Source organism: Paenibacillus sp. E222 (assembly GCF_013401555.1).
GTDB lineage: Bacteria > Bacillota > Bacilli > Paenibacillales > Paenibacillaceae > Paenibacillus.
In genome coordinates, this window is sequence record NZ_CP058552.1 from 2,798,002 (window position 1) to 2,809,236 (window position 11,235).

Annotated in this window: 14 protein-coding genes and 2 pseudogenes; 11 read left to right on the forward strand and 5 right to left on the reverse strand. The window is 45.7% G+C overall.

The window, feature by feature from the left end; all coding sequences use genetic code 11:
* Positions 1-36: 36 nt before the first annotated feature.
* Complete coding sequence (locus tag HW560_RS12500; RefSeq protein ID WP_110001989.1) at positions 37-1,344, forward strand: replication-associated recombination protein A; 1,308 nt, start codon at positions 37-39, stop codon at positions 1,342-1,344.
* Positions 1,345-1,385: 41 nt separating this feature from the next.
* Positions 1,386-1,520: a hypothetical protein gene (locus HW560_RS33795; RefSeq protein ID WP_256222378.1), complete on the forward strand. Its 135-nt coding sequence runs from the start codon at positions 1,386-1,388 to the stop codon at positions 1,518-1,520.
* Between the two features lie 537 nt (positions 1,521-2,057).
* On the opposite strand, the pseudogene HW560_RS33800 reads toward HW560_RS33795, so the two are convergent.
* Together HW560_RS33800 and HW560_RS33805 are read right to left on the reverse strand one after the other, a co-directional pair.
* Positions 2,058-2,819: pseudogene (locus HW560_RS33800) on the reverse strand (hypothetical protein); the annotation flags it as partial.
* 69 nt (positions 2,820-2,888) lie between these two features.
* Positions 2,889-2,993: pseudogene (locus HW560_RS33805) on the reverse strand (hypothetical protein); the annotation flags it as partial.
* 212 nt (positions 2,994-3,205) lie between these two features.
* Between HW560_RS33805 and HW560_RS12520 the strand changes: the two are divergent.
* Positions 3,206-3,619, forward strand: coding sequence for a C40 family peptidase (locus HW560_RS12520; RefSeq protein ID WP_090904028.1), 414 nt, complete (start codon positions 3,206-3,208; stop codon positions 3,617-3,619).
* On the opposite strand, the gene HW560_RS12525 is transcribed toward HW560_RS12520, so the two are convergent.
* On the reverse strand, positions 3,543-3,785 hold the full coding sequence (locus HW560_RS12525) for a helix-turn-helix domain-containing protein (RefSeq protein ID WP_256222376.1): 243 nt from the start codon (positions 3,783-3,785) through the stop codon (positions 3,543-3,545). The genes HW560_RS12520 and HW560_RS12525 overlap by 77 nt on opposite strands.
* Positions 3,786-3,797: 12 nt before the next feature.
* Here HW560_RS12525 and HW560_RS12530 point away from each other — a divergent pair, with 12 nt between their 5' ends.
* From HW560_RS12530 to crcB (HW560_RS12540), 3 genes are read left to right on the forward strand one after another with little or no spacing between them, the layout of a single operon-like run.
* Positions 3,798-3,971 carry a hypothetical protein gene (locus HW560_RS12530; RefSeq protein WP_179263272.1) on the forward strand — a complete coding sequence of 58 codons (174 nt, stop codon included), beginning with the start codon at positions 3,798-3,800 and terminating at the stop codon, positions 3,969-3,971.
* 28 nt (positions 3,972-3,999) lie between these two features.
* Positions 4,000-4,401, forward strand: coding sequence for a fluoride efflux transporter CrcB (gene crcB / locus HW560_RS12535; RefSeq protein ID WP_090903960.1), 402 nt, complete (start codon positions 4,000-4,002; stop codon positions 4,399-4,401).
* On the forward strand, positions 4,398-4,757 hold the full coding sequence (gene crcB, locus HW560_RS12540) for a fluoride efflux transporter CrcB (RefSeq protein WP_090903959.1): 360 nt from the start codon (positions 4,398-4,400) through the stop codon (positions 4,755-4,757). Before crcB (HW560_RS12535) ends, crcB (HW560_RS12540) begins: the two co-directional genes overlap by 4 nt.
* A gap of 144 nt (positions 4,758-4,901) precedes the next feature.
* On the opposite strand, the gene mnmA is transcribed toward crcB (HW560_RS12540), so the two are convergent.
* Positions 4,902-6,023, reverse strand: a complete 1,122-nt coding sequence (gene mnmA / locus HW560_RS12545; RefSeq protein ID WP_076287764.1) for a tRNA 2-thiouridine(34) synthase MnmA — start codon at positions 6,021-6,023, stop codon at positions 4,902-4,904.
* A gap of 322 nt (positions 6,024-6,345) precedes the next feature.
* Between mnmA and cymR the strand changes: the two genes are divergently transcribed.
* A complete protein-coding gene (gene cymR, locus HW560_RS12550) occupies positions 6,346-6,765 on the forward strand; it encodes a cysteine metabolism transcriptional regulator CymR (protein WP_076287765.1) in 420 nt (139 codons plus the stop codon).
* A gap of 196 nt (positions 6,766-6,961) precedes the next feature.
* Here cymR and HW560_RS12555 read toward each other — a convergent pair whose 3' ends face one another.
* Positions 6,962-7,357 (reverse strand): hypothetical protein, encoded by a 396-nt coding sequence (locus HW560_RS12555; protein ID WP_179263274.1) that lies wholly within the window; start codon positions 7,355-7,357, stop codon positions 6,962-6,964.
* A 127-nt stretch (positions 7,358-7,484) separates the two neighbouring features.
* Here HW560_RS12555 and HW560_RS12560 point away from each other — a divergent pair, with 127 nt between their 5' ends.
* The 4 genes from HW560_RS12560 (at position 7,485) to HW560_RS12575 (ending at position 10,861) form a co-directional block, all read left to right on the forward strand.
* The gene (locus tag HW560_RS12560) at positions 7,485-8,636 is read left to right on the forward strand and encodes a cysteine desulfurase family protein (protein ID WP_090903957.1); all 1,152 of its coding nucleotides are present in this window, start codon (positions 7,485-7,487) and stop codon (positions 8,634-8,636) included.
* Between the two features lie 164 nt (positions 8,637-8,800).
* On the forward strand, positions 8,801-9,322 hold the full coding sequence (locus tag HW560_RS12565; RefSeq protein WP_024633069.1) for a PRC-barrel domain-containing protein: 522 nt from the start codon (positions 8,801-8,803) through the stop codon (positions 9,320-9,322).
* 10 nt (positions 9,323-9,332) lie between these two features.
* Positions 9,333-9,542 carry a hypothetical protein gene (locus HW560_RS12570; protein ID WP_024633070.1) on the forward strand — a complete coding sequence of 70 codons (210 nt, stop codon included), beginning with the start codon at positions 9,333-9,335 and terminating at the stop codon, positions 9,540-9,542.
* A 251-nt stretch (positions 9,543-9,793) separates the two neighbouring features.
* On the forward strand, positions 9,794-10,861 hold the full coding sequence (locus HW560_RS12575; protein WP_110001984.1) for an AI-2E family transporter: 1,068 nt from the start codon (positions 9,794-9,796) through the stop codon (positions 10,859-10,861).
* Positions 10,862-11,235 lie beyond the last annotated feature (374 nt).

The following is an 11,235-nucleotide window of genomic DNA, read 5'->3' on the forward strand; positions in this document are numbered from 1 at the left end:
ACAAGTAAAGGCAATCCGTTAAGGAAGTGATGAGCAATGGATTTATTTTCGTTTCAGCAGGATTCAGTACCTCAAGCAAGACTGCTCGCTGACCGTCTGCGGCCAGAGCGGCTTGATGAATATATTGGGCAAGAGCATATTATTGGACCTGGAAAATTGCTTCGGCGCGCGATTGAAGCGGATCAGATCTCGTCCATCTTGCTTTACGGTCCTCCGGGATGTGGCAAGACGACACTGGCACATATTATTTCCCAGCATACCCAAGGACAGTTCGTTCGTCTGAATGCGGTGGATGCTTCCGTCAAAGATGTACGTGAAGTCATCGAGCAGGCGCAAACGAACAAGCAGTTGTATGGAACAAAAACCATTTTGTTCCTCGATGAAGTACACCGTTTTAATAGTTCACGTCAGGATGCACTGCTGCCCGCAGTAGAGAAGGGCACGATCATTTTTATTGGCGCAACGACAGAGAATCCCTTTCATTATGTGAATGGGGCCTTGATGAGCCGTTCGACGCTGTTTCAGCTGGAGTCTTTGAACAAAGAACATTCTCTGATTGCGATGCGCCGAGCGCTGGCGGATGCGGATAAAGGTTTGGGATTCATGGACCTGCAGGCAGATGATGAGGCATTGGAGCATATTGCAACGATGGCAAATGGCGATATTCGGCGTGCGCTGAACGCCTTGGAACTTGCTGCACTGACTACACCGCCAGAGAAGGATGGTTCGATTCACATTACGCTCGATGTAGCGGAAGAATCTATACGTCGTCCGATTGTGAAGGCAGATGAATCGACACAATATGATGTATTGTCAGCATTTCATAAAAGCATTCGGGGTTCCAGTGATGCGGCATTGTTCTGGTTTTTGTATGCGGTAGAGAAGCTGGGCATGGACCCGATGACGTTTATACGTCGTCTAATTGCAGCGAGCAGTGAAGATATTGGACTTGCGAATCCGCAAGCGATGACCCAGGCCATTGGGGCATTGGATGCTTATCGCAATAATGGCTGGCCTGAAGCCAAGCTGAACATTGCCCAAGCGATCCTGTTTGCTGTTGAAAGTCCGAAGTCCAATGCGGTGTACACTGCGATCTCAAAAGCGATGAATGCCATTGATGAGGTGAAATCGGCCGAGGTCCCTCTTCATCTGCGGGATACCCATTATTCCGGTGCAGTGAAGCTCGGACATGAAGGCTACCAATACCCGCATAATTATCCGGGCCATTATGTGAAACAGGAATATTTACCGAAACAGCTCTCACGCCGCATTTTCTATGAAGCAACGGAACAAGGCAATGAATCCAAGATTCGTCTAAACCAGCAGCGGCGCAGAGAACTGTAAGATCGATACCCGGTCCTAAATCAAACACGGCATATACAGCTTTGGACAGGGCTTGGGGAGACGTCCGCAAGGGGATCACCGGCGATGTGCCTGATCATCTTAAAGATGCCCATTACGTTTCCATAACCCTTTTTCAAAACGCATTTTTTAATATTTTAGCAAATGAAGTATGTTAATTTATCGATGTTGTGAAGGGATATTCTTAACTGAATTTAGTTTAATAAAAGTTCCATATTAAAAGGAATCGCGGTTGGCGATTCCTAAGATTATTATTTATTTGCTGCGTTTATGGTACTAAGTGAATTGTTAAGTGCTGTTTTACACTTGTTTACATCAGGATTTGATGAACGAACTGCTGCTAATACAACATCTATTGTTCCATCAATTTTCGTCCATGTAGTGCTATCCATTTTTCGAAGCTTAGGTTCTTGTGTATCCCATTGATGTTCCAAATTATCAGCGCCTTTTTTTGCTGTAGCAAAGTCGTTTTTATTTATAGCGTTTAGCATATCATTTTCATTATTAACAAAATCGTTTAATTCACCTCCTAACGAAGCTTGCTCAGCAGCACCTTGTGATGCAATATAATTACTGCGCCAGTTATAACCACCTATACCAACAACTAAGAAAATTACGAGTACAACAATCGTTTGTGTTAGCACATGTTTCTTATTTGCATTACTTTGATTTGTTCCCGCTTTATCACTTTTAGCATTTGTATCAATTTTTGAAACGGTAAGGAAAACGATGATCGCTAAAATAGCGATAAGAAAAATGACACTCGTAACGGTTGTCCCGAGTCCTAATCCGCCATTTACTTTTGGTTGAGATAGGTAATCTCCAAGTGACGCTCCAAGCGGACGAGTTAAAATATATGCAATCCAGAAAGCTAATACCCCGTCAAGTTTCAAAAATTTATAAGCTAAGAACACAAGAGCAATAATAATAACAACGCCTATTCCTGTGTTAAGATAACCAAAACCAAGTTGTTCTGAATATAAGTCGCCGACTGCAGTTCCAAGTGCAAAGGTGAAAAGGATCGTAAGCCAGTAGAAAACTTCTCTTTTTTTAGTGAAAATCGAGTGGATCGATAGTGTTTTTTCACTAAGATACCAAAATAGAAAAGTCAGTCCTAGTAGCACCGAGAAAACAGTTGTACTAACCTCAAGTGGTATGCTTATATTATCTGTCAAATTATCCGTTACCAGTGTTCCAAATACACTTATAAGAACAACGGTTACCCAGTAAATGGCTGGAACATACTTGTTTGCTTTAAGTTGAAAAAACAATGCAATAAAGAATGCAACTCCCATAGTAATGGTAGTAAGAGTTAAACCAAGTCCAATGTTGAAATTGATGAAGTCAGCAAATGTTTCACCAACAGTAGTACATAAAATTTTGATGATCCAAAAGAAAATTGTCACTTGGGGCACTTTGTTAAGTAAAATTATCATTTTATTTTGGTTTTCTTGCATATATAATTTCCTTTCTTTAAAGTGGTTTCCCACAACTTTGTTATATTTCATTCTCTCTAAATAAAATATTCATCCAGATCCAAGTTTAAGGAAGTCTTCGTTGTTTCTCCCACATTGGTTCAGCAGGTCCGCTGCCGTATCCCCAACGGTCGTTGCCAAGATTTTAATGGTCCAAAAAAATGGTGACTTGCAGGACTTTGTTTAACATCCATCTTCCCGGGCTCATGAGCGGCTGGATCAAGCCCTCCTAATTATACGTATACTGTTCCATTTGCCCATCCTCCTTTACCGTCATAGAAACCACCGGCATCAACTGCTCATACTGTCCATGTTGATTCGGTTTTGTTCATGAGTGTAACAGCTAAAAATGAGAATTTTCTGTGAAAATGACCCAGATCGGCTTGTGTCTCTCCATTGCTTTTTCCAGAAGCATGATGCTGCCGACCCATCCGGTTCACGCGGCTTCCGTACCCGGCAGCTCCGTGGCGGATCGGGTCATCTCGACAGGGAAACAATTTTTAGGCGTTCGCTACCAGTTTGGTGCACCTTCCGGAAGAACGGACGAATTCGATTGTTCCTCATTCACGCAGTATGTCTTCAAGCAAAACGGCTTCGATCTGCCCCGCTCATCAAGACAGAAATCGCAGGTAGGTACGCTGGTGTCCAATGATCAGTTGCAGAAGGGAGACTTGGTTTTCTCCGATACGAATCACGACGGCGTCATCAATCATGTCGTATGGCTTCGGACCATTTACCAAGTGAGATCGAAGCTTTACGACGCTCCTCATAAGCGCTTTTAGCCTGCTCTGCATGATAGGGTTTCGATGAAGTAGCAGGATCCAATTCACGACAAATCGTCGAAGGATGCCTTCCTAATTCTTTTGCGATGGCTCTTGAAATTTGACATTGTCGACGGAGGATTTCTAGCTTGCTGCGCTCAATTATGCTAAGATGTGTGTAGCTCATGGTGGATTCTCCTTGTGTGAATGTGGTGTAGGAACCTCATTCTACACGATCCGGCTATGGGCCCTTTTTTATTTATTTCCAGTAGGTGTCGCACTTCATATTACAATCCGCATTTTCTATGAAGCAACGGAACAAGGCAATGAATCCAAGATTCGTCTAAACCAGCAGCGGCGCAGAGAACTGTAAGATCGATGACCCGGGAGATGCTTGAACAATGAAAGAAATTTTCTATATTGGAATCGGCGGAATTTTGGGTACATTATGCCGATATGGGATACAGTTATGGATGCCAGCAGCCAATGAAGGCTTTCCTTGGGCAGTGCTGCTGATCAACGCCATCGGGAGCCTGTTTTTGGGTTGGTTTTTCACCATAGCTGTTCCAGGTAAAATAACGCCTCAACTTCGTCTTGCGATTGGAACGGGGTTTACCGGGGCCTTCACCACCTTCTCCACCTTTACTCTCGATGTGGTCCGTTTATCTGAAGGAGGAATGTGGGGGAAGGCTGTTATATACCTCGTTGTGAGTATACTCGCAGGGTTATTACTGTGTGTATTGGGGATTAAGGTTGGTCAGCGAATGCTGGGTAAACCGACGCAGGACGGTGTTGCACCTTGATCATCTGGATTGGTCTTGCAGGAATGCTGGGTGCGGTGCTTCGCTACAGTTTGGGTCGATGCATATCCGGTTCACTCGGAACGGCCTTCCCATGGGGGACATGGGTCATTAATATCAGTGGTTCTCTGTTACTTGGACTGCTCTATGGCTGGCATCAGTCAGCTTCAATCCCGGACGCAGTCTGGGTGATAGTGGGTACTGGATTTTGCGGAGCGTATACCACATTCTCTACGTTTGGATATGAAACCCTTGGTCTGCTTGGGCAGGAACGTTACTCAAGAGCAGTTATATACGTCACCAGTTCGGTACTGCTGGGGGTTGCGGCCTCTTTTGCAGGAGTGTGGCTGGCTGCATAAGTGAAGATAATTATTTTTTTTGCAGGAAAAAGAAGGAAAAAAGCCATCCGTCATGGTATACATGAAAGATGGCTTTTGTTATAGGAATACAGGGTATTGTGCAAAATCCATATGGGGATGGATTCATTTCTGTCATTGAATCTATTACAGCGCCGGTACAGGCACTTTTTGAACCTGATCAATCGTGCCCCCGCCGAGACACACATCTCCATCATAAAACACAACGGCTTGACCAGGCGTGATCGCTTTTTGCTGTTGGTCAAACTGTACATCCACGCTGCCATCTTCCTGCCATGTCAAGGTTACACCCTGATCCGGCTGACGATAGCGGAATTTGGCGGTACAACGGAATGGTACGTTAGGCATGTGTGCTGCACCTGCGATCCAGTTTACACCTGTTGCAGTCAGACCGGTTGAATACAGGCTTGCATGTGCATCGCCTTGAACGACAAGCAGTTGATTTTTCTCCAGATCCTTGTCTGCCACGAACCAGGGTTCACCATTACCGGAACCGCCAATGCCGAGACCCTGACGCTGTCCAAGCGTATAGTACATCAGACCATCATGACGGCCCTTCACTTCTCCGGTTGCAATATCAACCATGTCTCCGCCTTTGGCAGGGAGATAGTTGCTCAGGAACTCTTTGAAGTTGCGCTCGCCGATGAAGCACACACCTGTGCTATCTTTTTTCTTCGCGGTGTACAGGCCAGCCGCTTCTGCAATCTTGCGCACTTCCGGTTTAGGCAGATGACCAATCGGGAACATGGCTTTGGACAGCTGGTTCTGATTCAGTGCATTGAGGAAGTATGTTTGGTCTTTGTTACTGTCCACACCGCGCAGCAGTTTGAACGTTCCATCTTCTTCAATGAGGCGAGCATAGTGGCCTGTAGCCACATAGTCAGCGCCGAGATCCAGTGCTTTGTTCAGGAATTCGCCGAATTTGATCTCACGATTACACATGACATCCGGATTCGGAGTTCGACCCGACTTATATTCATCAAGGAAATAGGAAAATACTTTATCAAAGTATTCTTTCTCGAAGTTGACAGTGTAGTAAGGAATGCCGATCTGTTCGCAAACCCGGCGTACGTCCTCTGAATCTTCTTCAGCGGTACAGTGGCCGAACTCGTCCGTGTCATCCCAGTTTTTCATGAAAATGCCGATGACATCGTAACCCTGCTCCTTTAGCAGCAGTGCGGTGACGGAAGAATCGACACCCCCGGACATGCCAACGACGACCCGTGTATTTTCAATTGTTTTGGACATCGTTATCACCATTTCTCTATATAAATGTGTTTCGTTTCTATTCTAGCATAACCGGACTCAAGTTACGATACACCCGGCCAATTTTGGATAGTGTCCACCACAGGCGCACATTTTGGAATTTCGTCAATCTTTCTTTTCCATAAAGCATGCAGATATGTTAACATTAGCTGAGGGTTATGATCGGAATACGGAGGATTAGCAGGACTAGGCCTGTATTTTTCATATCCCGCTGTGGCGGATCCTGGAAAGACGGTCTTGGACCACATCCTGTTATTTTATGTTTCACAACTTGTTTTTTCGAAAATGGAAAGAGGTGACTCCTTTGAAAATATCGACAAAGGGCCGTTATGGGCTCACAATCATGATGGAGCTGGCAGCCAGAACAGGCGAAGGCCCGACATCTTTGAAAAGTATTGCCGAGCGCAACCAGCTCTCGGAGCATTATCTGGAGCAATTGATCGCTCCCCTGCGTAATGCAGGACTGGTCAAAAGTATCCGTGGCGCCTACGGCGGTTACATTCTGGCAGGCGATCCTGCTACCGTAACGGCAGGGGATGTGATTCGTGTACTGGAAGGTCCAATCTCCCCAGTAGATTTCACGGAGGAAGATGATCCGGCGAAGCGCGACTTGTGGTTGCGCATCCGTGATAGCATTGCAGAAGTACTGGATTCAACAACGCTGAAGGATCTGATTACATTCCAGGATCAGGAACAAAAAGACAGCTATATGTTCTATATCTAACATAGTTGATGATGAACATCTCAGATGACACACTAAAGCCCCCATATTGGGGGCTTTAGCCGTGCAACAAGCTACATTGTGATTCTTCTAATTCTAGAATAGCCTGTGATGAACAGGATTTATGTAATCATGTGCTGAAGAAGAAACCGTTTTGGAGGTTTCCCTTCCGGAATAATGTAGTCAGAAATTCGAGAATCTAGCGACGCTTGAGTGCTTCTATATCTGCTTCCATACGCAATTGACGACGGTTCAAAATATCAATGCTGTGCTGATGGGTGTTCAATTCGGCATTTACTTTACGTTCAAACGTGATCTGTGAAGCTTCAAGACGTTTGGTAACTTCCAGTGTCTCCAGAACGGTCTGCTGGAGCAGAGGAATGGTTTTGGTTTGTTCCTCGATGGCGTCAAGTCTGCCATCTATGGTATCCAGCCTGCGATCCATGGTACCAAGCCTGCTATCCATGGTATCCAACCTGCCATCCACGGTATCAAGCCTGTCTTCAATCTTTTCAAGCCGTCCATCGATGTTGTCAAAACGCTTGTCCATTTGTTGAAGCTGATTCAGAATTTGACTGAGAACCTGGTCACTCATGCCGATCTCTCCTTTTTGAATGGATATTAAACATTATACACGAAGATGCGACACAATAGCATTGGTTTAAATTTTCAATTACACAACATGAAAAGATGGAAGTCCAACATATAACGGGGTGAAATCAATGAAAAGAATATATTTGGATCACGCCGCATCGACACCTATGCACCCACAAGTCGCGGAAGCGATGATGAAAGTGATGACAGGGCAATACGGCAATGCATCAAGTATTCATGCCTTTGGGCGTGAAGCCAAACGTACCGTCAGTGGAGCAAGGGATGTCATTGCGGCGTCTTTGGATTGCTTCCCAGATGAACTCGTCTTTACCGGAGGCGGCACGGAAAGTGACAATCTGGCGATATTTGGCGCAGTTTCAGCGAGAAAAGAACGGGGACGGCACATCATTACAACATCTGTTGAACATCATGCGGTACTGCATACTTGTCAGGAACTGGAGCGGCAAGGCTATGACGTGACCTATTTGCCTGTAGATGAATACGGAAGAATACGTCTGGAAGAGCTGAAAGATGCTATCCGGCCAGATACAGTGCTGATCACCATGATGTACGCTAATAATGAAGTTGGCACGATTCAGCCCATCCGCGAAATTGGTGAGTTGGCTCGTCAACATGATATTTTGTTCCATACCGATGCAGTTCAGGCTCTTGGCACTCAGGAAATTTCCTGCAAGGAACTGCCTGTGGATATGATCAGCTTCTCTGCTCATAAAATTAATGGTCCTCAAGGCGTGGGTGCACTCTACGTACGGCGCGGAATTGTGTTGGAAGCGAGATCTCATGGTGGCCTTCAGGAACGGCAAAGACGTGCAGGTACCGAGAATATTGCGGGGATCACTGGCTTTGCGGAGGCGTTGAAAATATCAGGAGAACAGGCGGAGGCGCGCCGTGAACATGACCTGGCATTGCGATCATTACTTCTGGAACAACTGGAGCAGCATGTAGGGTCGGAGCATTTTCACGTCAACGGACATCCGGAATTTACGTTGCCTAATATCTTGAACATCAGCTTTCCGGAAGTATCCACAGAGACGATGCTCATGAATCTGGATATGGAAGGCATCGCAGTTGCGAGTGGTTCGGCCTGTACTTCCGGTTCCCTCGAAGTATCCCATGTGCTCAAAGCGATGAAGCTGTCCGAGACATTTTTGGATTCCGCGATTCGTTTTAGCTGGGGGTTGGGTAATACTACGGAAGAAATCATGATAACCGCCGAAAAAATTGGAACCATTCTGGGGCGACTGCGTAATAGAGCCTAAGGGGCTCTTTGCACATGGAACAGAAGGAGGGAAGAAGTTCCATTTCATCGGTTGGATAGAAGCGGTTTTGATGGTCGGCGTCTGATTGCCACTCATCAACTTTGGGCATACCTAGCAATAGCGCCGCGACTATTTAATGATAAGAAGATGAGGGGGACCCTGCGATGAAGCTTCAGGAAATGATCGGACTTGCCGTTTTTGACGTTGAGGATGGGAAGCAGGTCGGTAAAATCCAGGATTTCATTGTGAATGACGATTGGAAAATTGAAGGCATTGAACTTGAAAACAAAGGCCTGTTTACCAGTCATGTCAAAATCGTGCAGTGGCAAGATATCGTTGCCTACGGCGAAGATGCCGTCATGATCCGTAATCAACAGGCTGTCCGCAAAACGGGAGCCGACGACATAAAACACACGTACCTCCTCGGCCAGTCTAAATTGAAGGAGATGTCCGTGCTCACCGAAGAAGGTTTGCTGCTTGGACGTGTCTCTGATGTTTATTTTGACCAGGAGTTGGGAAATACAATAATAGGGATTGAAATTACGGACGGTTTTGTGTCCGATTTGATTGAGGGCCGCAAATGGCTGCCATGTACAAGCGATATGTCTATTGGGGAAAGTGCCATTATGGTGCCGCCGCTGAGTGAACAGCGCTTGGAAAATGCCATTCATTCTGTTAATGGATAGGTGAATGAATATGAAATGTCCAAACTGTAGTTCCAAAGATATTGGGAAAATTGGTTCCCACCAGTTTTATTGCTGGGGATGCTTTATCGAATTAACAGTGAACGGTGAGAAAATGTCTGTATACCAAGTGGAAGAAGACGGCACGCTCAGTTCCCTCGATGATCTGTTCTTCGGGGAAGAGCTGCCGCAAGACTTCCCTCATCTTCATGCTTCTTCTTAATAAGCAGCATAACTTCTTCTATATGCGGTTTCATGACAAAGACTGTCATTGAATGCTGTCATAAAATGATGACAGTTGTATATAGCTGCGGTTACATAGTGGTTCAAGGGAACTTGTATGAATATATGCTAACCCGGATCACAAGATGCGTCTCCTTCATCATGAAGGGGGCGCTTTTTTTGTGCGTTAATAAATATTCCCTTCCTTACATATACTGACTTTCAGAGCCAGTCCAAAAGGGAGAGATGCAAGTGGAGCAATTAACCAAAAACAAGCTGTTCCGTTATGCCATCTGGCTGCTACTCGGATTGATTATTCTGTACTTTATCTGGCTGCTGCGGCCATTGCTGCTTCATATATATGGATTTTTGAAAACAGTGCTGGCACCATTTATCGTGGCCCTCATCATATCCTATGTGCTCAATCCGATTGTAAGCATGCTGGGAGGGCGCAAAGTCCCTCGAACCATTGCCGTGCTGTTAATCTATGCTTTTTTCCTCACCTGCATCGCAGTCATCCTGATGAATGTCATTCCGGTGTTGATTGAACAGTTGGAGGAACTCAACGAGCATATGCCTGAGCTGTCGATGCGTGCCCAGAGTCTGATGAACAATATGGATCACAAATTAATGCCGCCAAGTGTGCGCACAGGTATGAACAGCTGGTTTTTCCAGATGGAGGATCGGCTGACCCAAGGCATCACGAAGCTGATGGATAATATCGGGACAACCATTAATGTATTGTTCAACGTGTTTATCGTGCCATTTCTCATTTTCTATATGTTAAAAGATTTTGAGGTATTCGAGCGTACGATTGTGGCGTACCTGCCCCGCTCACGGCGTAAGGCCATTGTTTCGGTGATGAAAGAGATAGATACGGCCTTGGGAAACTATATTCGCGGACAATTTATCGTCTGTGTGATTGTGGGCATCTTTGCGTATATCGGTTACATCGTCATTGATATGCCTTATGCACTGCTGCTCGCCAGCATTGTCGCTGTATTTAACATCGTGCCTTATCTTGGCCCGTTTCTGGGAGCAGCTCCTGCGGTGGTGATGGCTTCTACGGTATCGTTCAAAATGGTGCTCTTCGTTGTCATTGTGAACACACTGTGCCAGGTCCTGGAGAGCAACGTCATCTCCCCTCAGGTGGTAGGGCGGACGCTGCATTTGCATCCGTTGTCGATTATCTTCGCGCTCCTAGTGGGAGGCGAACTGGCGGGCATAGTAGGTCTTATTCTTGCGGTGCCGGTTTTTGCTGTTCTGAAAGTCATTGTGCAGCACTTTTTTGCCTATTACATCAAACGAAGAACGGACTGATCACAGCAACAGTCTGATCCAAAAGGGTGCGTTGACACCATATAGGCATATCGATATAATGGAGGGGTATGTTTAGAACAAGAAATCGATGATGAAATGAAGTACGCCGAGGGTTCCTTTCCTCAGAGAATAGACTTCTTCGGATCAGATGTAATCTGAGCCCGATGGCTGGAAGAGTCTTGAAAGTTGAAGCGGCGGAAAGCTGATTTCGGAGTGCAGGACAACCCTGCCGGGAGCGACCGTTATTTCGCATCAACGAGGAGATTGTTTGTTTATCTGCGGATGAACAGCAATAACCAGGGTGGTACCGCGATAACATCGTCCCTGATTATTCAGGGGCGTTTTTTGTGTTTCTTTTTACAAAAACAATGTTG

Coding starts and splice junctions, on each gene's coding strand:
- HW560_RS12500 (WP_110001989.1), top strand. CDS start 37: ATGGATTTATTTTCGTTTCAGCAGGATTCAGTACCTCAAGCAAGACTG.
- HW560_RS12520 (WP_090904028.1), top strand. CDS start 3,206: ATGACCCAGATCGGCTTGTGTCTCTCCATTGCTTTTTCCAGAAGCATG.
- HW560_RS12525 (WP_256222376.1), bottom strand. CDS start 3,785: ATGAGCTACACACATCTTAGCATAATTGAGCGCAGCAAGCTAGAAATC.
- crcB (WP_090903960.1), top strand. CDS start 4,000: ATGAAAGAAATTTTCTATATTGGAATCGGCGGAATTTTGGGTACATTA.
- mnmA (WP_076287764.1), bottom strand. CDS start 6,023: ATGTCCAAAACAATTGAAAATACACGGGTCGTCGTTGGCATGTCCGGG.
- HW560_RS12555 (WP_179263274.1), bottom strand. CDS start 7,357: ATGAGTGACCAGGTTCTCAGTCAAATTCTGAATCAGCTTCAACAAATG.
- HW560_RS12560 (WP_090903957.1), top strand. CDS start 7,485: ATGAAAAGAATATATTTGGATCACGCCGCATCGACACCTATGCACCCA.
- HW560_RS12565 (WP_024633069.1), top strand. CDS start 8,801: ATGAAGCTTCAGGAAATGATCGGACTTGCCGTTTTTGACGTTGAGGAT.
- HW560_RS12570 (WP_024633070.1), top strand. CDS start 9,333: ATGAAATGTCCAAACTGTAGTTCCAAAGATATTGGGAAAATTGGTTCC.